General features: G+C 62.9%; 20 protein-coding genes and 2 tRNA genes. 12 read left to right on the top strand and 10 right to left on the bottom strand.

Features of this window, described 5'->3' with window-relative positions; all coding sequences use genetic code 11:
• The first annotated feature begins 24 nt into the window (after positions 1-24).
• Genes asd through C2U47_RS14665 form a run of 4 tightly spaced genes read left to right on the top strand, consistent with a single transcriptional unit; the run spans position 25 to position 1802 of the window.
• A complete protein-coding gene (gene asd / locus C2U47_RS14680; RefSeq protein ID WP_029314786.1) occupies positions 25-897 on the top strand; it encodes an archaetidylserine decarboxylase in 873 nt (290 codons plus the stop codon).
• Positions 894-1142 (top strand): VF530 family DNA-binding protein, encoded by a 249-nt coding sequence (locus C2U47_RS14675; protein ID WP_010675488.1) that lies wholly within the window; start codon positions 894-896, stop codon positions 1140-1142. Before asd ends, C2U47_RS14675 begins: the two co-directional genes overlap by 4 nt.
• Positions 1143-1146: 4 nt before the next feature.
• A complete protein-coding gene (locus C2U47_RS14670; protein WP_010675489.1) occupies positions 1147-1398 on the top strand; it encodes a DUF2960 domain-containing protein in 252 nt (83 codons plus the stop codon).
• A 2-nt stretch (positions 1399-1400) separates the two neighbouring features.
• Complete coding sequence (locus C2U47_RS14665) at positions 1401-1802, top strand: hypothetical protein (RefSeq protein WP_010675490.1); 402 nt, start codon at positions 1401-1403, stop codon at positions 1800-1802.
• 96 nt (positions 1803-1898) lie between these two features.
• On the opposite strand, the gene C2U47_RS14660 is transcribed toward C2U47_RS14665, so the two are convergent.
• Positions 1899-2393: a hypothetical protein gene (locus C2U47_RS14660; RefSeq protein WP_029314787.1), complete on the bottom strand. Its 495-nt coding sequence runs from the start codon at positions 2391-2393 to the stop codon at positions 1899-1901.
• Between the two features lie 166 nt (positions 2394-2559).
• Between C2U47_RS14660 and C2U47_RS14655 the strand changes: the two genes are divergently transcribed.
• On the top strand, positions 2560-4533 hold the full coding sequence (locus tag C2U47_RS14655) for a sensor domain-containing protein (RefSeq protein WP_010675492.1): 1974 nt from the start codon (positions 2560-2562) through the stop codon (positions 4531-4533).
• 68 nt (positions 4534-4601) lie between these two features.
• Here C2U47_RS14655 and rraB read toward each other — a convergent pair whose 3' ends face one another.
• On the bottom strand, positions 4602-4937 hold the full coding sequence (rraB, locus tag C2U47_RS14650; RefSeq protein WP_010675493.1) for a ribonuclease E inhibitor RraB: 336 nt from the start codon (positions 4935-4937) through the stop codon (positions 4602-4604).
• A 381-nt stretch (positions 4938-5318) separates the two neighbouring features.
• On the opposite strand from rraB, the gene C2U47_RS14645 reads away from it, so the two are divergent.
• A tRNA-Phe gene (locus C2U47_RS14645) sits at positions 5319-5394 on the top strand.
• A gap of 5 nt (positions 5395-5399) precedes the next feature.
• A tRNA-Asn gene (locus C2U47_RS14640) sits at positions 5400-5475 on the top strand.
• A 64-nt stretch (positions 5476-5539) separates the two neighbouring features.
• Here C2U47_RS14640 and C2U47_RS14635 read toward each other — a convergent pair.
• Together C2U47_RS14635 and C2U47_RS23555 are read right to left on the bottom strand one after the other, a co-directional pair.
• On the bottom strand, positions 5540-5761 hold the full coding sequence (locus tag C2U47_RS14635) for a hypothetical protein (RefSeq protein ID WP_010675494.1): 222 nt from the start codon (positions 5759-5761) through the stop codon (positions 5540-5542).
• Positions 5762-5916: 155 nt separating this feature from the next.
• The gene (locus C2U47_RS23555) at positions 5917-6051 is read right to left on the bottom strand and encodes a hypothetical protein (protein ID WP_080560565.1); all 135 of its coding nucleotides are present in this window, start codon (positions 6049-6051) and stop codon (positions 5917-5919) included.
• A 236-nt stretch (positions 6052-6287) separates the two neighbouring features.
• On the opposite strand from C2U47_RS23555, the gene C2U47_RS14630 reads away from it, so the two are divergent.
• From C2U47_RS14630 to C2U47_RS14620, 3 genes are all read left to right on the top strand, one after another.
• Entirely contained in the window at positions 6288-7565 is a 1278-nt protein-coding gene (locus tag C2U47_RS14630) for an alpha/beta fold hydrolase (RefSeq protein ID WP_010675495.1), read from the top strand.
• Positions 7566-7662: 97 nt separating this feature from the next.
• Complete coding sequence (locus C2U47_RS14625; RefSeq protein ID WP_010675496.1) at positions 7663-11223, top strand: ATP-binding cassette domain-containing protein; 3561 nt, start codon at positions 7663-7665, stop codon at positions 11221-11223.
• A gap of 114 nt (positions 11224-11337) precedes the next feature.
• Positions 11338-12675, top strand: coding sequence for an IS4-like element ISAeme15 family transposase (locus C2U47_RS14620; RefSeq protein WP_103261422.1), 1338 nt, complete (start codon positions 11338-11340; stop codon positions 12673-12675).
• 43 nt (positions 12676-12718) lie between these two features.
• Here the strand turns inward: C2U47_RS14620 and C2U47_RS14615 are convergent, their stop codons facing one another.
• The 5 genes from C2U47_RS14615 to trmB all read right to left on the bottom strand — a co-directional run bounded on the left by C2U47_RS14615 (position 12719) and on the right by trmB (position 16520).
• Positions 12719-12925, bottom strand: a complete 207-nt coding sequence (locus C2U47_RS14615) for a YgdI/YgdR family lipoprotein (RefSeq protein ID WP_010675497.1) — start codon at positions 12923-12925, stop codon at positions 12719-12721.
• Positions 12926-13108: 183 nt separating this feature from the next.
• Positions 13109-14392: a sulfurtransferase gene (locus C2U47_RS14610; protein WP_010675498.1), complete on the bottom strand. Its 1284-nt coding sequence runs from the start codon at positions 14390-14392 to the stop codon at positions 13109-13111.
• Positions 14393-14430: 38 nt separating this feature from the next.
• The gene (glsB, locus tag C2U47_RS14605; RefSeq protein ID WP_010675499.1) at positions 14431-15351 is read right to left on the bottom strand and encodes a glutaminase B; all 921 of its coding nucleotides are present in this window, start codon (positions 15349-15351) and stop codon (positions 14431-14433) included.
• Positions 15352-15447: 96 nt separating this feature from the next.
• On the bottom strand, positions 15448-15780 hold the full coding sequence (locus C2U47_RS14600) for a YggL family protein (protein ID WP_010675500.1): 333 nt from the start codon (positions 15778-15780) through the stop codon (positions 15448-15450).
• A 26-nt stretch (positions 15781-15806) separates the two neighbouring features.
• The gene (gene trmB / locus C2U47_RS14595) at positions 15807-16520 is read right to left on the bottom strand and encodes a tRNA (guanosine(46)-N7)-methyltransferase TrmB (RefSeq protein ID WP_010675501.1); all 714 of its coding nucleotides are present in this window, start codon (positions 16518-16520) and stop codon (positions 15807-15809) included.
• Between the two features lie 260 nt (positions 16521-16780).
• Between trmB and C2U47_RS14590 the strand changes: the two genes are divergently transcribed.
• Both C2U47_RS14590 and C2U47_RS14585 read left to right on the top strand, forming a co-directional pair.
• Positions 16781-17848, top strand: coding sequence for a M28 family metallopeptidase (locus C2U47_RS14590; protein ID WP_010675502.1), 1068 nt, complete (start codon positions 16781-16783; stop codon positions 17846-17848).
• 199 nt (positions 17849-18047) lie between these two features.
• Positions 18048-19229, top strand: a complete 1182-nt coding sequence (locus C2U47_RS14585) for an aminotransferase-like domain-containing protein (RefSeq protein ID WP_010675503.1) — start codon at positions 18048-18050, stop codon at positions 19227-19229.
• Between the two features lie 63 nt (positions 19230-19292).
• Here the strand turns inward: C2U47_RS14585 and C2U47_RS14580 are convergent, their stop codons facing one another.
• On the bottom strand, positions 19293-20834 hold the full coding sequence (locus tag C2U47_RS14580) for an EAL domain-containing protein (protein WP_010675504.1): 1542 nt from the start codon (positions 20832-20834) through the stop codon (positions 19293-19295).
• Positions 20835-20915: the final 81 nt, after the last annotated feature.

The following is a 20915-nucleotide window of genomic DNA, read 5'->3' as shown; positions in this document are numbered from 1 at the left end:
TCAACTCATTCCCAGATGAAGATCATGAGCATCACTGACAACCTGAAAATTGCCGGTCAATACTGCCTGCCCAAACACGCCCTCTCCCGCCTGGTGGGCAAACTTGCCGCCGCCGAAGCGGGCAACCTCACCACCAGGGTGATCGAGGCCTTTATCAAGCAGTACCAGGTCGACATGAGCGAGGCGCTGCACGAGAGCCCGGCCCACTACAAGAGCTTCAACGCCTTCTTCACTCGCGAGCTCAAGCCCGGCATCCGCCCCGTGGTGGAAGACGCCATGACCCTGGCCCTGCCGGTGGATGGCACCGTCAGCCAGCTCGGGCCCATCAGCCAAGGTCGCATCATCCAGGCCAAGGGCCACGACTACAGCGCCCGCGAGCTGCTGGGGGGCTATGAGGATCTGGTGGCCCCGTTCAAGGATGGCGACTTCGCTACCATCTATCTGGCACCCAAGGATTACCACCGCATCCACATGCCGCTGGACGGCGTGCTGGAGAGCATGGTGTTCGTGCCGGGGGATCTCTTCTCCGTCAACCCCCTCACGGCCGAGAACGTGCCCAACCTGTTTGCCCGCAACGAGCGGGTGGTGGCCACCTTCCGTACTCCCCACGGCCCCATGGCCCTGGTGCTGGTCGGTGCCACTATCGTCGCGAGCATCGAAACCATCTGGGCCGGCAACATAGCGCCGACCAAAGAGAAGAAGGTGGTGCGCTGGGACTACACCGGCGACGAAGCCATCACCCTGCAAAAGGGGGCCGAGATGGGCCTGTTCAAGCTGGGCAGCACAGTCGTCTGCCTGTTTGGCCCGGGCATGCTGGCCGGTTTCGCGCCGCACCTGGCCAACGGGGTCACCACCCGCATGGGTCAGCCCTTTGCCACCCTGGCGGCGCAAGCATGAGCGATCAACCCACTTCCCAGAAGAACAACCCGCTGCACGGGCTGACCCTGGAGGCCATCGTCACCGCCCTGGTCGCGCACTATGGCTGGGAAGCGCTGGGGCAGCAGATCAATATCCGCTGCTTCACCGATAACCCCAGCATCAAGTCCAGCCTGAAGTTCTTGCGCAAGACCCCCTGGGCCAGAGAGAAGGTCGAAAGCCTCTATCTGTACGTCCAGCGCAAGCAGGCCAAAGAGAAGGAGTGACGCCATGGCGTTCAAGATTACCTACACCTACAAGAAGCAGGCCAGGGAGATTGGCTACGCCAACGACAAGTTCAACAGCATCTATGATGCCGTTGCCGCCGCCGAGGGGATCGATCTGACCCGCTTCCACGCCATGGAAGAGCAGCTGGCCCAGGTGTGCCGCCGCGACAAGAAGAGCGTGAAGGATTACCGGGAGAACTACTTCAAGGAGCTGGGCTTCTCCAACATCGTCATCGAACGGGACGCCAAGGAGTAAGCATGCGCACCCTGACCCTGATGGCCGCCTCCCTGCTGCTGGCCGCCTGCAACACGACACCGAGGGAGCCCCTGGTCGGCGCGGATCGCGACGAACATGGCTGCATCGGCAGCGCGGGCTATCAATGGTCGGCGCTGGCAGGCCAGTGCGTGCGTCTGTTCGAGCAGGGCATTCGCCTCAACCCGACCGATGCCGGTCAGACCGTCAGCGCTTTCGTGCTGTTCAATGCCGATCAGAGTCAGGCCGAGCTGACCCTGCCAGAGGGCGAGCCGATCCGGCTGATCCGCCAGGGCGAAGAGGGCAACTGGTCCTGGCAGGGCGGCGGCTATCAGCTCTTCCCCTGGAAGGGGTATGTGCTCAAGTCCGGCGACCATGTGCTCTATCACGGCGATCTGACCCCCTGATCCTCGTCATCCCTCCCCTCACGCCCTGATGGGCGCAGAGCAGGCATAAAAAAACCCCGTTGCACGCAACGGGGTTTTTCATGATACCCGGCAGGATCAGTTGCCGAGGGTGGAGAACAGGCTCTGTTCCAGGCTGCCGCGGGAGACGCACACCGGGGTGATGGAGGGAGCCAGTACTCGCTCGCCGGAGGACTCGACGAAGTAGAGCTGGGTATTGCCCTTGACATTCACGGTGGCGACGCTGTTGTTGCCGCTCTGGGTGATGATCAGGTTGATCTGCAGGTTGGGGTTGCCCAGCGCCACCTTGGACCCCATGGTGCCGCAATCCAGCCACTCCAGACCATCGGCCGAGTTTTCCACGTTGGCGGTCATCAGACCGGCACCACGCTGGCTGTTCTCGATGTTCAGACCGTGATCGCCGAACCACTTCTCGGCACGGGCCCACACCAGATCCACCGGGATCGCCATCTCCTGGGTGTTGTTGGTTGCCTTGGCAACCGGCGGGGTATAGCGATACTGCTCGCCGCCGTTGTTGTCGCTCGCACAACCCACCATCAACAGGGCCAGGGCGCCCCCCATTATCTTCTTCATGCTGCTTCTCTCATCCATAAGGCCATAGGCCGACCGGCGGCTATTATGGCGATCGCGACACAGGCTGTCAGCAGGGATCCGCACAAATGGCGTACTCTTAACCCAGGCTTTACAAAACCCACCTGTTATCATAGATTTGCTCGAAGTCTCCCCCGTGAGTGCTCTCGTGACTTCTTCGCTCTCCCTGGCGCTGCTGCAGCAGATCATCGACCAGTTACCCATGAATATCTTCTGCCGGGACAAGCACGGACGGTACCTGTTTGCCAACAAGGCATTCGCCAGGGAAGCCGGCCTGCAAGACCCGAGCGAACTCATTGGCAAGAGCGATGCCGAGATGCCCTGGGGGGATGTATTCCGGGAGGAAGATGACCGCCTGCTGGCCGACGGCAAACCCCTGCTGCACCAGCAGCTCCATTGCCACAGCGGCGAAGGCGCCAGCTGGATGGAGATCAACAAGGTTCCCCTGTATGACGAGCACGGCGACCCCATCGCCCTGTTTGCCATGGTCAGCGCCATCGATCAGCGCAAGGAGCTGGAGCAAACCTTCCGCCAGCAGCAGTTGCTGCAACGCCGCCTGCTGGATGCCATTCCCGACCTCATCCGTCTCGAGGATCATCAGGGCGTGCTCATCGACTGCAACCAGGCCTTTCTCGACTTCATGGGGCTGGTGGCAAGCGAGGCTCTGGGTCGGCGCGTCCCGCCCCGGCTGCCCGTCGAACAAACCCTGGGTCAGGGGGAGTATTGCGTGGTGGATGCCCAGGGCAGAGGCCGCCATCTGGAGGTCACCCGGGTCGAGGTGCCGGATGACGAGGGCAACTCCCTCGGCATCCTTACCCTTAGCCGCGACATCACCGGGCTGCGCACCACCCAGGCCCAGTTGCAGCAAGAGCAGCACTACGACAGCCTGACCGGCCTGCTCAAGCTCTCCCACTTCCTGCAGACCAGCCGTCATCTGGGGGCCCGCAAGGCCAGCCTGCTGCTGGTGGATCTGCAACATTTTCGCGAGATCAACGATCGCTTCGGCATACGGGTCGCCGACCGCCTGCTGAGCCAGGTGGCCCGCCGCCTGCAACGACTGGCGCCGCCCCAGTCCCTGCTCTGTCGGGTCGCGGCGGATGACTTCGCCCTGCTGCTGCCCGAGCTCCCCCTCTCTCTGGATGCGTGGAGCCGCAACCTGCAGCAGGAGCTGATGACGCCCTATCAGGTCGAGGAGCACAGGATCCAGATCCCGGTGTTCCTCGGCATAGCCCATGGCAAGGCCAAGGATGCCGAGCGTCTGCTGAGCCACGCCGAGGCCGCCCTGGCCCAGGGCAAGCGCCAGCAGCAGCACTGTACCCTGTTCGACCCCGCACTCGATGCCAAGCTCAAACGCCGCCAGCTCATCGCCGCCCAGTTGCCACTCGCCATCAAGTCCGCCGAGCTGACCGCCGTCTACCAGCCCATCATCTGTACCCACAGCAACCGGCTGCACGGGGCAGAGCTGCTCTGCCGCTGGCCCCATCCCGAATTCGGCATGGTCTCCCCCGACGAGTTCATCCCGCTGGCGGAGGAGCTGGGGCTCATCGGCCAGCTCGGCCAGCTGATGCTGGAGCTCGGCTGTGCCCAGCTTGCCCGCTGGCAGGTGGCGGCCCCGGACCTGGTGCTCTCCATCAACCTCTCGCCCCTGCAGTTCCGCGATCCCGAGCTCTGCCCTCAGATCTTCGACTGCATCGCGCGCCACGGGCTCGCCCCCTGGCAACTGGAGCTGGAGATCACCGAAGGGGTGCTGATGGAGAATGCCGACGAGATTGAGAGCAACCTGGCCAGCCTCATCGAGGCGGGCTTCCAGCTCGCCATCGACGACTTCGGCACCGGCTACTGCTCCCTCGCCTACCTTCCCAGGCTGCAGGTGGCGACCCTCAAGCTCGACAAGAGCTTCACCCAGGGGCTGGCCACCAACCAGGCCACCACCGCCATCGTGCGTTCCGTCATCGGGTTGGGCCATGAACTTGGCATCAAGATCACCGCCGAAGGGGTGGAGACGCCGGAGCAGCAGGCCTGGCTGGTGCAGGTCGGTTGCGATCGGCTGCAAGGCTATCTGTTCAGCCGCCCCCTCCCACCGGCCGACTTTGCCCGCAGCTATCAGCTGCCGGAGCAGTAAGCCAGCAACAACAAGGCCACCCGAGGGTGGCCTTGTTGTTTTTGCAAAGCGTGCATGATCTGGCGCACTTACTCCTGGAAATAGGTGCCCCAGCCGTCGTAGTCCACCCCGTATTTCTCGAGGATGGGCAGCATCTTCTCGATGTCGGCGACGATGGTGTCGATGTCCAGCTTGCACTCCACCATGGCGTCGAAACAGAAGATGGTGGCGCCGTCGTCCAGCTCCATCTCCTCGGCGTCGGTCACTTCGAAACCGGCCTTGAACAGATCGACCGCCGCCTTCTCCAGCAGATCGAACTTCTGGCAGGCAAAGTGGTGCTCAATCTCGTAATCCAGATCCGGGTTGCTGCCATCGGCCAGCAGCTCGTTGACGATGGCGGCGGTCTCTTCGCGCCACTCTTGCATATTGGTATTCATATAAACCCCAGGCGGTGTTGGATGGATGTCACCCCTGCCAGCCGCGTCGGCCCGGACCATGGCCAGGGGATGAGTGCGGCAAAGCATACCCGCAGAGCGCGGCAGGCTCAATCGATGGGCCAAGATAACTGGCGCCTCTCCCGGCTTGGCGCCAGCGGGCAGCCCTCGGCACGTCAGGCAGCCCGCCATCCTTCATGATGTTCTGCTGGCCGCCGGCCCGCCCTGCCCCACAGGCGCCCCTCTTTTCATGGTTAAAACCGGGAAACCGGTCCAATCACGGGAAGATTGCTCGGATATCGAGCGAACGGTACATCAATCTGCGGCCTGTGGTTGACACCTCAGTCCAGAAAGGGTTTAATGCGCGCCGTTGCCCAGATAGCTCAGTCGGTAGAGCAGGGGATTGAAAATCCCCGTGTCGGCGGTTCGATTCCGTCTCTGGGCACCAACTATTCCTCCTTAGTTCAGTCGGTAGAACGGCGGACTGTTAATCCGTATGTCACTGGTTCAAGTCCAGTAGGAGGAGCCAAATTCGAAAGGCCCGCTCAGATGAGCGGGCCTTTTTGCATCTGTCATTTACTCACATGCCGGGGCTAGTAGTGGTTTTCGTCCCCATGCCATACGTGTCCGGCCGAGCAGGCCCGGGCGACTTCGTGGCAGGGGTCGTCCGCATGGCGGCGGAAGAAGTGCTGATCCTGTTGCAGCAGGAGCGAACTCATCGAGTGGCTCATGCCAGCCAGTGCCTCGCCGGCGGTCAATCCTGCAACCCGGTGATCTGTGGCCAAATGAGCCAGGACTTTTTCACGACTGTTCATGATCGCCTCCCTGTGTGGATCCGGTCGTAAATTGACCATAGCAGCCGTACTCTGCATACCGCAAACCCGCGTCAGCAAAGGGCTACAGGCAGGTCCCGACCTTCTGCTCCGGCATGAAAAAACCCGCTCATGACAAGCGGGTCTGTTTCACTCAGCTAACCGCCGTTGCAGGCCGCCAGCAACAGAGTGGCACCACAGGTGGCGCTGAACACCAGCAAACCCACCTGCAGCACCCCCTCCGGATCCCTCTGTGTGCGTCTCTTGCGAACACGTATCCATCTCGGCTTCATCGAGCCAACTCCATCCAGTTTCCTGCACCCGGGGTGCTGACCTATCCCTGCCCGTCCCGGCAGGCGGCTCATCTTTGTCCAGTTGCAGCCCGCCGTCAACTGCGGCGAAACCACACCTTGTAGGGCACCGACCTCAGACTCCATCTCTGTTAACAATCTGGAAAACCGGCGTGACCCGCCCCTGCGCCAGGGCTATGATGAGGCCGACGATTTTCCTACCCTCAGGGAGACCCCAGATGAGCAGCCCCTTGCACTATGTGCTGGATGGCATCCATTGCGAGCCACACTTTTTTACCGTGCCCCTCGACCACCAGCATCCCGACGAGGAGGCGACCCTCACCCTGTTTGGCCGCACCCTCTGCCGCAAGGACAAGCTGGATGATGACCTGCCCTGGCTGCTCTATTTGCAGGGGGGCCCGGGCTTTGGCGCTCCTCGCCCGACCGCCGATGGCGGCTGGATCAAGCGGGCCCTGCAGGAGTTTCGGGTGCTGCTGCTCGATCAGCGCGGCACCGGCCACTCCACCCCCATCAGTGCTGACGCCCTGGCGGGGATGACCCCATATGAGCAGGCGGATTACCTCGGCCATTTTCGCGCCGACAACATAGTGCGCGACGCTGAATGCATTCGCGAGGTGCTGAGCCCGGGGCGCCCCTGGAGCCTGCTCGGCCAGAGTTTCGGCGGCTTTTGCAGCCTCACCTACCTCTCGTTGTTCCCGCGGTGTCTGCACGAGGTCTACCTCACCGGCGGGGTGGCACCCATCGGGCGCAGTGCGGATGAGGTCTACCGCGCCACCTACCAGCGGGTGGCGGACAAGAACCGCGCCTTCTTCACCCGCTTCCCCCATGCCCAGGCCCTGGTCAACCGGCTGGCCAACCACCTGCACCACCACGACGTGCGCCTGCCCAACGGCCAGCGCCTGACGGTGGAGCAGTTGCAGCAGCAGGGGCTGGATCTTGGGGCCAGCGGCGCCTTCGAGGCACTTTACTACCTGCTGGAAGACGCCTTCATCGGCGAACGCCTCAACCCCGCCTTCCTCTATCAGGTGCAGGCCATGCAGCCGTTCAACACCAACCCGGTGTTCGCCATCCTGCACGAGCTCATCTATTGCGAAGGGAGTGCTAGCAACTGGGCGGCCGAGCGGGTGAGAAGGGAGTTTCCTGCCCTGGCCTGGGCGCCCGGCAAAGATTTCGCCTTCACCGGCGAGATGATCTTCCCCTGGATGTTCGAGCAGTTCCGCGAGCTCATTCCCCTGAAGGAGGCCGCCCACCTGCTGGCCCAGAAAGCGGACTGGGGCCCCCTCTACGATCCGGCGCAGCTGGCCCGCAACACTGTGCCGGTGGCCTGCGCCGTCTATGCCGAGGACATGTACGTGGAGTTTGACTACAGCCGCGACACCCTGAAGGGGCTTGGCAACAGCCGCGCCTGGATCACCAACGAGTACGAACACAACGGCCTGCGGGTCGATGGCGAGCGGATCCTGGATCGGCTCATCCGCATGAACCGGGATCGCTGATCCCGCCGGGCGCACGCCCGCAGCAAGACAACAAGTTCGAGGGCGGCCCATGAGCCGCCCCGCCCATGGAAGCAACACAAAACAACAAGGACACCCATTGGATCATCCGGAAATCTCGACCGGCTGGCTGAGTCGCCTCTTCTATCGCTGGACCGGCCCGCTGCTGCGCAAGGGGCTGACCCAGCCCCAGGTCAGTCTCGACGATCTTTATCCCCTGCTGCCGGAAGACAGGCGCGACGGCCGCGCCGACGCCTTCCTCGCGCTCACCGCCCGCCAGCCGGTGCGCCCCTGGCCCCTGACCGCCTTTATCTGGCGTCATTACAAGGGACGAATTGGCCTGCTCACCCTGCTGCAACTGCTCGGCATGCTCGCCACCCTGACCAGCCCCTGGCTGCTCAACCACAGCATGACCCAGCTCGGCACCGATGCCACCACCGGCCACAAGCTGCTGCTGGCCCTGGCCCTGTTCGCCTCCGTGCTCGCCGCCGGCATGCTGGCGGAGCACTCCCTGCAACTGGCCCTCAAGATGCACGTGCCCATCCGCCGTCTGCTGGCCGAATCCCTGCTCGCCAAGGTGATGAAGCAGGGTGGCAAGAGCTTCGACGACAGGGCCGGCGGCCGGGTTCAGAACCTCATCAACCGGGACGTGTGGGACATTACTTGGATTCTTGCGGACCCCGCCATGCCGGTCACCATGGCGCTGCAACTCATCGGCACCATCGCCCTGCTGGTGTGGCAGGTGGGCAGTGCCGGTCTGGTGGGCTTCGCGGTGCTGGCCCTGCTGCTGCTCATTTCCACCCGGGTAGTACGGCGCATGAACCAGCAGGAGCAGCAGCTCAAGCGCCAGCAGGACGAGCGCAACGGCATCCTGGCGGAATACATCAAGAAGCTGAGGCTGGTACGCCAGAACGGGCTTGGCCCCTTCTTTACCCGGGCGGCCAACACCAAGCGCCAGCAGGAATTGGGGGTGCTGGGCCGGGTGCTCAGGCTCGATGCCATCAACGAAGGGCTGATGCTGAGCACTCCCCTGCTGGTGACCCTGGCCACCTTCACCACCTACCTGGCGTCGGGCAACACCCTCACCCTGCCCCAGGTGTTCACCACCATCGCCCTGTTTACCGTGCTGCGCATCCCCATGATGCGACTGCCCTACCTCATCCGCACCCTGATCAACTTCAACACCGGCTTCAACCGGCTGTGCGAGTTCCTGAACAGCCCGGAGCAGCATCGGGAACTCGATGATCCCGCCCTGCCGGCGGGGGCCCTCCACCTGGAAGGCGTCAGTGCCCTGCACCAGCAAAAACCGGTGCTCGAGGGAGCCAACCTCGCCATCGCACCGGGGGAGCTCGTGGGGATCACCGGGGCCACCGGGGCGGGCAAGAGCTGCCTGCTGCATCTGGTTGCCGGCTTTGACAGCGAGTTTGCCGGCAGCATCCGTCGCCACGGCCGGGTTGCCCATCTGGGCCACAAGCCCTGGCTGATGAACGACACCATCCGCAACAACATCCTGTTCGGCCAGCCCTGGCACGCCGAGCGCTATCGTTGGGTGCTCGGCGCCTGCGCCCTCACGGCCGATCTCGCGCTGCTCAGCCACGGGGATCAAACCCTGGTGGGCGAGCTCGGCACCCGCCTCTCCGGCGGCCAGCAGCAGCGGGTCGCCCTGGCTCGCGCCCTCTACGCCCGGGCCGATATCCTGCTGCTGGACAACCCCTTGTCTGCGCTCGACCCCATGGTCGCGGCCCAGGTACTGGAGCAGGGGCTCGTCTTCAAGCCGGGGCCGACCCGGCTCCTGGTGAGCCACGATCCGGATGTGCTGGCCAGGTGCGATCGGGTGATCCGCATCGAGCAGGGGCGCCTGGTGGAGCTCGATGCCCACCAGTTGGCGGATCTTGTCCAGCATCCCCAGCCCGCCCCGCCGGTGCCCCCTCAGGAGGCGGAGCAGTTCAGCGAGGAGAAAGTGGTGGAGGGCAAGGTGGACTGGGGGCTGTTTGGCTTCATGTGGCAGCGCCTCGCCGCCCCCGGTGCCATCCTGCTCGTCCTGCTGCTCACCCTGGGCCAGGAAGGGCTGCGCATCGCCTCGGATCTCTGGCTCGGCGGCAAGGCCGAGGTGAGCGACGTCACGACCCTGCTCGGCATCTATGTGCTGCTGGGGGCGGGCTCCCTCGCCTGCATCATGGCGGTACGGGTCATCAACTACACCCTTGGCCTCAAGCTGGCCTGGACCCTGTTTGACGGCATGCTGGGGCGCATCAGCCGCGCCCCCATGGCCTTCTTCGACAAGGTGCCCCAGGGGCGCATCCTCAACCGCTTCGACCGGGATCTGGGGGAGGCGCAAGAGATGCTGCTCTCCATGCTGGTGGGACTGTTCGGCATGCTGGTGTCCGTGGCCTTGCAGGTGGTGGTGATCGGCATCAATATTCCCCTGCTGCTGCTCATCGCCCCCCTGGTGGGATGGGCGCTCTATGTGTTGCAGCGCCGCTACCGGGCGGTGCAACTCAAGCTGCGGCGCCAGTCCTCGGTGCTGCGCTCCCCGCTCTACATCAGCATCAGCGAGACCATCCGCGGCGCCCCCGCCCTGCGCCTGGCCGGGGCCGAGCGTTTCGCGCTGGACCAGGTGCTGCACCACTATGACAACAACCTGCGCAGCTGGTACACCACCACCTCCATCAACCGCTGGCTCGGCATGCACCAGACCCTGCTCTCCGCCGCCCTGGTGGGGGCCGTGGCGCTGATGGTGGCCTTTGGCAACAGCCCGCTGCTGGGGGCGGTTGCCATCACCTATGCCTTTACCGCTTCCGCCATGCTCAACTCCCTCATCCGTACCTTTGCCGAAGTGGAACAGGTGATGAACGCGGTAGAGCGGGTGCGCGAATACAGCGAAATAGAGAGCGAGCGCCAGGAGGGGGAGGCCCTCGCCACCCCTCACCCTGCGGTGCGCTTCGACAACCTGGGGCTGCGCTACCCCCAGACCAGCCAGTGGGCGCTGCACAAGGTCAACTTCGAACTGGCCCCCGGTGAAAAGGTGGGTGTGTGCGGGCGTACCGGGGCAGGCAAAAGCTCCCTGCTGGGGGTATTGCAGGCCATGTATCCCGCCTCCCAGGGGGAGATCTTTTACGGCAATCAGCCACTGTCACGACTTGCACCGGAGGCGGTGCGCGATCTCTACGACACCGTCTCCCAGATCCCGCTCACCTTCTTTGGCTCCTTGCGGGCCAATCTGGCGCCCCTGACCGAGCATGAGGACGCCATGCTTGAGCAGGCGCTTGCCCGGGTGGGACTGGCCGAGCGCTGCGCCGGGCGGCTGGACGAGGATCTCGACAGGCTGCAACTCTCCGCTGGCGAGACCCAGTTGCTGGTGATCGCCCGCATCCTGCTGTCGCGCCGACCGCTCATCGTGCTGGACGAGGCCACCTCGGACCTCGATCACGGCGGCATGCGCAAGATGGCGGAGCTGCTCTACCGCTACCGGCCGGAGGCCAGCTATCTGGTGATCGCCCACCACCTGGAGCCGCTCTTGTCGGTGGACAAGGTGGTGGTGATGGAGGCCGGCACCGTGGTGGAGCAGGGGTCGCCGGTGAGCCTGCTGGCCAACTCCCACTCCCGCTTCCACCAGCTGTTTGCCGGCCAGGTCAACCGTCAGGTGCCCCAGACGGCATGAGCACCAAAAATAACAAGGGCTGCCCCCGGGCACAATGCTGATCAGTTAAGGATCCATTGACCGATCCTTCTGCTGTAGGACAATCCGGAACCAATCACTGGTTCCGGATTTTTTATGTCTATTGCAAACGATCTGAACGATGTTGTTGAGGCATCTGGCGACATGCTGGCTCGGCTGGCCATTTTTGCCGACCATATTCCCGACGAATGGATTACTGCCGCTGCCGCCTTGTCTGAAAAGGCCACTATCCGCCGACGCCGCTTACCTTCTGATATGGTCTTGTGGCTCGTCGTGGGGATGGCCTTTTTCCGCAATGAGCCCATCTCCGAGGTCGCTCGGCGCCTCAACATCTGTGCAGAAGGGTTGGCCAATGATGCCTTGCTCGCGGACAGTGCCCTGTCTCAGGCCCGTCAGCGACTCGGCAAACAGCCGCTCGAGTGGCTGTTCAAACAGTGCGCCGATGTGTGGGGGCGGGAACGTTATCCTGAAGACCATTGGCACGGTTTACAGGTCTTTGCCATCGATGGGGCCCTGTTCCGAACCCAGGATATGCCTGAACTCAGAGCACATTTCGGCTCGGGTAACACCTCAACCAACCGGCAGACACCCTACCCGATGCTGCGGTTGGTCACGCTCATGAATGTCCGCTCGCATGTCATTGCCAACGCGGCCATCAGCCCGTACCGCAAAGGGGAAATCCCCCTGGCCAGCGAGTTCATTCACTCATTGCCGGACAAGTCAGTGACCCTGCTGGATAAAGGCTTCTTCGGTGCCGACCTGTTGCTGCGTATTCAGGCCGAAGACACCGACCGTCACTGGCTCATCCCGGAACGCAAGGGGCTGGTATACACGGAACTTGAGCGCTATGGCGACGGTGACCGTCTGTTGCAAATGACGGTCTCGCCTCAGGCTCGCAAGAAAAACCCGGCGTTGCCGACACACTGGCAAGTTCGCGCAGTGACCTATGAGGTGGCAGGCAAGGAGAAAACGGTCTTTACCTCCCTGCCCGTGGCGCGATTCAGTGCAGCTCAGGTGGCGACCCTGTACCACGAGCGCTGGGAAATCGAGCTGGGATACCGGGATATCAAAAGCGCGATGCAGCACAACGCCATCACGCTGAGAAGCAAGAAAGTGGACTTGGTCTATCAGGAGCTGTGGGGATTGCTGCTTGGATACAATCTGGTCAGGCGGGAGGCCAGCCAGGCCGCCATAGCCCATCAGCGAGCGCCCAATGAGGTGAGCTTTAAGTTTGCCTGTCAGTTCATCGCGAACCAGATGGCAGTGATGGCGGGCGCGTTATCGCCAGCCCATACGCCACGGAGGTTGGCGGAGTTGCGGGGCTGCATAGGCGTCATGTTCATAGAAAAACGCCCCAGGCCATCGAGACCCAGGGCGGTGAAGATATCAAAGACCCGTTTTCCGGTAAATCGCAATGCGGCTCCGCTTAAGTGAACAGCATTGGCCCCCGGGCAGCCCTTGTTGCTTGAGGAGAGCCTCAACGCTCCATGATCTGGGTGATGTCGTCCTTGTTGATATGCACTTCCCTCCCCTCTTCATCGTAATAGCGATACATGCCTGTGGTCTCGTCCAACCTGGGTTTGCTGTCGGTGGCAATCATCTTGCCATCCTTGGTGCTCATGATGTATTGGGAGCTGCACCCCGCCAATCCCAACAGACAAATCAGCATCATCACAGCTTTCATCACTCTCCCCTTCTTCACGCTCACCCTGGCGGTGATAGATGAAGCCTAGCTCAACCAGATGGCCCGTTTACCTTGATTGCAGCAACAGGATTCACAGAAAGAATCCACCTGCTATAGCCATTGAAAATGATCTATCAAGAAAAGAAAGACCGGACATCTGTCCGGCCTGCTCTGGATTATTAGTTACTTGCCCGGCTTGCGCTCGCCGGTGACGGTGGGGTTGGCCGGATCCATGCTCCACTCGAACCAGCCGCCATCGTAGACGCTGATCCGCTTCCAGTCCATCAACCAGGCGTAGAAGAACGCCTCGGAGGCGCGCCAGCCGGTGCCGCAGTAGAAAGCGGCCTGCTGGGTCGGCTCGATATTCCACTCATCCCACATGGCGAGGATCTCGCGGGCGGGCTTCATGGTGCCGTCCGGGTTGTGGAAGTCGCTCATGCTGTTGGCATCCACCCCGCCATGACCCCATCTGGCCCCGGGAATGTCCCCCTTGGGCTTGATGTAGCTGTAGCCCGAGGTATTGCCCACGAACTCGTTCCAGGTGCGCACGCTGACCAGGGCGCCGTCCGGCTGCTTGAGCAGGGCCTTGGCCTGGTCAAGGGTGGTGTAGTACTCGGGACGGGCCGGGATGACCACGCCAAACTCCTTGGCCGGGGTGAACTTGTTGGCCAGGCCGGTCTCGGTGCGCAGATGCTGCACAAACCAGGCCTCCAGCCCGCCATCCAGCAGCCGCACATCCTCGACCCCCGCATACATCATCAGATGGGCCGCACGGGCCGCCGCCATGGTGTTGCGGCCATAGAGGATGACGGTGGTGTCATGACGGATGCCGTTCTCCAGCAGCAGCGCCTTGAGCGCCTCGTCAGAGACCTTGTTCCACAGCGGCTCCCCTTCCAGCCGGTTGGTGTCGATGTAGCCGGCTCCCGGAATGTGGCTCAGCAGATAGGCCTTGGGGGATCCCCAGTCCACCTCGAACACCTTCCACTCCCCCTTGGGGGCGGCGATGACCGGTTTGCCTGCCTGCAAGTCCGCCAACCAGAGCGGATGGACCAGCTGCTGCCAGCGTGCCAGATGCTCCCGGAGCGCCTCTTTCCATCCCTGCAGCTCGAACAGCTGCTTGATGCCCTGCTGGCGCAGCAGACGGGCCACCTCGGCCACCTCGCGAGGGGTGCCATAGAGGGCGACGGGTTTGTCGGCCTTCAGCCCCTTGCTCGCAAGCGCCACAGGCCACTCCTCGTCACTGTATTTCCACTCTGCGGAGAGCAGCTCGGCACCGGCCACATGGCCCCCCTGCTTCTCCCCGTCCATGGGCCAGCCCTGATAGAAATAGCTCGGGCGGGTATCCAGGATCACCGCCTCCTTCCCCTTGGCATCCGCCAGGGAGAGCGGGGGCAGCTCGGCGGCCAGCGCGGGCCAGGCACACCAGAGCAGCAAGGCGGTCAGGCAGCTTCGCCACAGTCCAGTCATTCGTTTCATGATGTCGTCTCGATGCATAGTGAAGAGAGTTAAAAAATGGAGCGGCCCAGGCGCTCGGCCAGCAGCTCCAGCGCCGCCGTCCCGGCCAGGGAGTTGCCCGCCTTGTTGAGCTCGGGTGACCAGACGCAGATGGAAAGCTCTCCCGGGATCAGCGCCATGATGCCGCCCCCCACCCCGGATTTCCCCGGCATGCCGACCCGGTAGGCGAAGTCGCCCGCCTCGTCATAGAGGCCGCAGGTGGCGAGCAGGGCATTGACCTGCTTGGTGGTCCGGGCCGGCAGCAGGGGTGTGCTCTCGCCAAGAGGGACACCCCGGTTGGCCAGATAGACGAAGGCTCGTGCCAGATCGACGCAGCTCATGCGGATGGCGCAGGCATTGAAGTAGCTCTGCAATACCTTGTCCACCTCGTTCTCGAAGTTGCCATAGGCCTTCATCAGATAGGCGATAGCGGCATTGCGGGCGGAGTGCTGGTACTCGGAGCGCGCCACCACCTGATCCGCCATGATGGCCGGGTTGCCGCACAGGCGGCGCACCAGCTCCAGAGTACGTTGGCGAGGAGCGGTGAGCCGGGTTTCCAGTAGATCGCTCACCACCAGGGCACCCGCGTTGATGAAGGGGTTGCGGGGAATGCCCTGCTCGAACTCCAGCTGGACGAGGGAGTTGAACGGCTGACCGGAGGGCTCCTTGCCCACCCGGGCCCAGATCTCCTCCTCCTGATAGAGGGTCAAGGCCAGCGTGAGGCTCAGGGCCTTGGAGATACTCTGGATGGAGAAGGGCTCGAAAGCGTCACCTGCGGTGAACAATTCTCCTTCAACGGTACAGACCGCGATCCCCAGCCGGTCGGCAGGCACCTGGGCCAGGGCGGGAATGTAATCGGCCACCTTCCCCTGCCCGAGCAGCGGACGCACCTCTTCCAGGATGCCGGCCAGTAATTCGGATGACAACACCATTGGCTATTCCATGACGTGAAACGAGGCGGGGCCAGCCCACCGACAAAAATCCCGCCGGCGGCGGGATTTTCTATCTGCCCGGGAGGCAGTCAGATATCAGGCCGGCTCGCCGTACCAGAGATCGAACAGCTCGGTGACCACCACGGCCTCCAGCCCTTTGCCTTGCAGCCAGGTCTGAACGGCGGAACGGTCTTCGTCGGTGCACTTGCCGAGCTGCTGGGTGCAGACCATCCCTTCCCAGGCCAGGTGACCCGAGCCGGCGAAGGCCAGCTTGCGAGGTTCGATCACCTCGTCGATCAGCGCATCGACCACGGCATCAATGGTCTCTTCGGCGGTGCCGACCGGGAAGTTGAAACTGATGTCGAACCCCATTTCCTGGAATTCATCGACGCGCAGTTTCTTACGCAGACGGCGGCTACGGTTGGCCATGATAGCTCCTTAGTTGATACGTTGACTCAGTTGACTCGTTTGAAAATCAGATCCCAGACACCGTGGCCCAGACGATGGCCACGCTGCTCGAATTTGGTCAGGGGGCGCCAGTCGGGACGGGGCACCCAGTTGCCGGTGGCGGAGGTGTTCTCGTACCCCTCGGCGGCACTCATCACCTCCAGCATGTGCTCGGCGTAGTTCTCCCAGTCGGTGGCCATGTGGAAGACGCCACCGATGGCAAGCTTCTGGCGGATATCCTGGGCAAAGGCAGGCTGCACGATGCGGCGCTTGTGGTGGCGGCTCTTGTGCCAGGGGTCAGGGAAGAAGAGCTGCAGGCAGGAGAGAGAACCGTTCGGGATCATGTGCTCCAGCACTTCCACCGCATCGTGGCAGATGACGCGCAGGTTGGTGACGCCCGCCTCCTGGGCGGTGCCAAGGCAGGCGCCCACACCCGGAGAGTGCACCTCGATGCCGATAAAGTTCTTCTCGGGGGCGTTCTTGGCCATCTCCACCAGGGAGGCGCCCATGCCGAACCCGATCTCCAGCACCACGGGTGCCTCGCGGCCAAACAGGGCCACCATGTCGAGCGGCTCTGGTGCGAAATCGATGCCCATGACCGGCCAGAGCTCTTCCAGGGCCTTCTCCTGCCCTTTGGTCAGGCGGCCTTCGCGACGGACGAAGCTGCGGATCTTGCGCATGAACTTGCCGTCTTCGTTAAACACATCTTGGGTCACAGACATAGTAAATTGCTCGTTATTGCATCGCTCTGGAACAGAGCCGACATAAATGGATCGCTCGTTATTGCATCAGTTCGCAAAAACAGGGGAGCGAATTATCCCAAGATAGGCACAAGGCGCAAGTGTTTCCCACAACAAATCCCCCGGGACTGCCCACATCCACCGGCAAGGTTGACAAATGCCACCCCCTTCACAGAATCTGTCGGACGTCGGGTTCATCCTGATGCGGAAAAATAAAACCATATACAACAAAGGATTGCAGTATGAAGAAAACCCTGTTGGCCCTCGTCCTGCCTGCCCTGCTGGCCGGTTGCAACCCCTCTGACAACGACTCCCAACCCCCTGCCCCCGCCGCTCAGGCCCATGAATTTCTGGTGCAACTGAGCTCTGGCGCAGAAGGGATAGGCGCTCGCCCCACTGGCACCGAGGCCGAAACCCGCGCCGCCGCCTGGATCCAGGATCACCTGGCCGGCTGGGGTTACGAGGTGCAGAACCAGCCGTTCACCTACACCCGGGGCGGCACAGACCGAACCTCCCAGAACATCGTCGCCGAGCTCAAGGGTCAGAGCGACAAGGTGATCCTCATCGGTGCCCACTATGACAGCACCGGCGAGAAGAAAGGATCCGAAGGCGCCACCGACAACGGGGCCGGCGTCGCCGCCCTGCTGGCGGTTGCCGAGGCACTCAAGGGAGAGACCCTGCCCTACACGGTGCGCTTCGCCTTCTTCGGCGCCGAGGAAAACGGCCTCAACGGCTCCAAAGCCTATGCCGCCAGTCTCGACACCAATGCCGTCGCCAAGCTGCTGGCCATGGTGAACTACGACACCATCGCCGGGGGTGACATCGTCTATGTCCACTCGGCCCACTCCGACGTGGCCGAGTACAACTGCGCCGACCCGAGCCGCTACAGCTTCGATCCCAAGGTGCGCGATCGCCTGCTGGCCATCTCCCAGCAGACCGCCACCCCGTTCGCCATCCACCCCAGCTACAGCGGCTACCCGGAAGGGGAGACCGGCAGCTGGTCCGATCATGCTCCCTTTGCCTGCCTGGGGGTGCCCATCGCCTACGTGGAGGCCACCAACTTCACCATCAACGGGGAAGATGGCTATGACGGCTACTCCCAGAGCACCAATCCGGCGCTGTGGGACTGCTACGACGACGCCACCAAGAGCGCCTGCGACCGGGACAGCGAGACCCAGTGGGGCAAGATCTGGCACACGGAGCATGATCGCCTCGACAAGATGGCCGAGCTCTTCCCGGGCCGGATCGAGCAGCAGCTCGGGGCCAATACCGACCTGATGATCCGCTTCCTCAAGGCGCCGGGGCTCTGACCCCCATCCCGCCCGATGCCCCCCTGACAGGGGTTTTTGCGCCCCTGACCGGGGTCGGGACGATAAAATTCGGGCAGGTGCCAAACCTGCCCTTTTTTATGGATTTTTGTGACAGCCATTGCCTCATTTCTGAAATCTGATACAAACGGATAACCTGGCGGTTGAATGGAGCGACCGCCACCTAGTCAGAGAGAACCCTATGCAGCCGTTTTTTGCCCAGCGCTTCGAGAAGGTCGAGCCTTCCTTTATCCGCGAAATCCTCAAAGTTGCCGCCAATCCGGAGATCATCTCCTTCGCCGGCGGCCTGCCCAACCCCCATCTGTTCCCGGTCAAGGCCATCGAGCAAGCGTGCCAGGACGTGCTGCGCGAGCAGGGAGCCGCCGCGCTGCAATATGCCACCACCGAGGGCTTTGCCCCGCTGCGCCAGTTCATCGCCGACCGCTACCTGAGCCGCCACGGCATGACCGTCAATCCTGACAACATCCTCATCACCAGCGGCTCCCAGCAGGCGCTGGATCTGCTGGGCAAGGTGCTGGTGAACGAGGGGCAGGATCTCATCATCGAAGAGCCGGGCTACCTTGGCGCCATCCAGGCGTTCTCCGTCTATCAACCGAATTTCAAGCCCATCACCCTGGCGGAAGAGGGGCTGGATCTGGCCGCGCTGGATGCGCTGCTGGAGCAGGGCTCCAGCGCCAGGCTGCTCTACGGCGTGCCCAACTTCCAGAACCCGAGCGGTGTTTCCTACAGCCGCGCCAACCGGGAAGCCCTGGCCGAGCGCCTGGTGCGCCACGATCTGCTGATGGTGGAAGACGACCCCTATGGCGAGCTGCGCTTCGAAGGGGAGCACCTGCCCCCCATCGCCAAGCTGGCCCCCCACAACACCGTACTGCTCGGGTCCTTCTCCAAGACGGTGGTACCCGCCTTCCGCCTGGGCTGGATGGTGGTGCCGGAATGGCTGCGCAAGAAGGTTACCATTGCCAAGCAGGCCACCGACCTGCACAGCAACGCCTTCAGCCAGCAGGTGCTGCACCGCTTCCTGACCGACAACTCCCTCGACGCTCACCTGGAGAAGATCAAGGAGGTCTATGGTCGCCAGCGTGCCGCCATGGAAGCCGCCCTCGCCCGCCACTGTCCGCCCGGCGTCAGCTACACCCGTCCCGAAGGGGGCATGTTCCTCTGGCTGACCCTGCCGCCCAGCGTCAGTGCCATGGCCCTGTTCGACGAGGCCATCAAGGAGAAGGTGGCCTTCGTGCCCGGCGCCCCCTTCTATGTGCGCCCCGAGATCCAGAATACCCTGCGCCTGAGCTTCTCCTGTGTGGATGAAGCGACCACGGAAGAGGGGGTTCAGCGTCTGTGCCGTGCCCTGGCCCGCATGCTCTGAGCCATCCGGCCATAAAAAAACCAGCGACCCGGTCGCTGGTTTTTTTTGCCTCGCGCTTACCCCTCAGCGCCCCTGCCCGGCCAGCTGGCTGACAAACTCCTTCATGGGCATGGGCCTGCCAAACAGGTAGCCCTGCAGGAAGGTCACCTCGCGGGCCTTCAGATAGTCGGCCTGCACCTGATTCTCCACCCCTTCCGCCACCAGTTGCAGACCGAGCCGGGTCGCCAGATCGATGACGTTCTCCACGATGTGGCTGGAGAGCGCGTCCGACCCAATCATGCCGACGAAGCTCTGATCGATCTTGAGGAAGTCTACCTGGAAGGTCTGCAGGTAGGTCAGGCTGGAGTGGCCGGTGCCGAAATCGTCGATGGCGATGAAGATCCCGAGGGCATGCAGCTCGGCAAAGAGCCGGTCCGTCGTCTCGTCCGCCACGATGAGCTCGCGCTCGGTCAGCTCCAGCACCAGCTTGATGGGATTCCCCTTGAAGGCGTTGATGAAATCCCGGCAATCCTCCACCAGGCTCAGATCCTTGCAGTGGCTGGCGCTGATGTTGAAGCCGAAGTGGAACCCTCGCGGCAGATGGTGCGCCTTGCCCGCAAACTGTTCGCGCACCTGCGCCATCAACAGCCGGGTCATGGGCACGATGAGGCCACTGTCCTCTGCCAGGGGAATGAAGCGATCCGGCGAGATCATCCCCTGACGGGGGTGTTGCCAGCGCATCAGCACCTCGCAACCGCTCCATTGGCCGTCCTCCCCGTTCACCACGGGTTGCAGATAGGGGATGAACTCCTGCTGGGACAGTGCCCGTTTCAGCTCCTGGGCCGGCGAAGTCGAACGTCCCATCAGCCAGAAGACCGCCACCCCGAGCAGCAGGCTCAGCAGAGGATAAATAATGACGCCCACCTTGGAGTAGTCCCAGATGTGGGCACGGTACTCATCCACCGACACCGTGGTCACTACCTTGAACGGGTACCTGGTCGAGACCTGTTCGAGATAGCCATTGCGATCCTTGGGGATCAGCTTGTCGGTGAGTTCGCTGTTTCGCAGCAGCATCTCGTTGCCGACCACCAGCCCCAGTGGGGAGTTGCGGCTCAGCATGTCCAGGATGTTGAGCAGGTAGTAGCCGTCGACCCCCACCAGCACGCTGAACTCGCCCACCTCTTCCCGGTAGGCGATGAGGGGGCGATTCGGGGTGACCGGGTTGCCCTTCATCAGGTCGAGCCTGCCCCCGACATAGTCATCCAGTTTGATGCCGCCATCGACCGGGCCATAGAGGGAAGAGCAGTAGATCCGATCCCCCCTGGCCAGGTTGACGCTGCGCACATCCGGCACCGTGGCCACCTGATCCCTGAGCCCCTGCACCACCTCGAGACAGGGCCTGCCCAGGCTGCCGGTGAGGGCCGACGCCGCCAACTGGGCATTGTCCAGAGTGCGGTCGAACATGACCCTGGCATGTTCCAGGCGCGCCACCGCATCCTGTTTCACGCCGGTGGCGGTCTGCCAGATGACGATGACGAGCCCAAGGAGCATGGGCAACAGGCCGGCCAGCAAGGCACAGAGCAGCCGGACATAGAATTGACGCACCTTCAAACGTCGAAATGGCATAACGGCCCTCATGAACATGGCGAAAAAGCGCTCGAGTTTACCCGCTGGCGCCCGTTTGGCAAGCCGGAATGAGCCCCTGAT

The sequence above is a fragment of the Aeromonas sp. ASNIH7 genome (assembly GCF_002903485.1).
GTDB classification, from domain to species: Bacteria; Pseudomonadota; Gammaproteobacteria; order Enterobacterales; family Aeromonadaceae; genus Aeromonas; species Aeromonas caviae.
The sequence above is the reverse complement of the archived record's forward strand: the minus strand, read 5'-3'. Positions and strand labels throughout refer to the sequence as shown.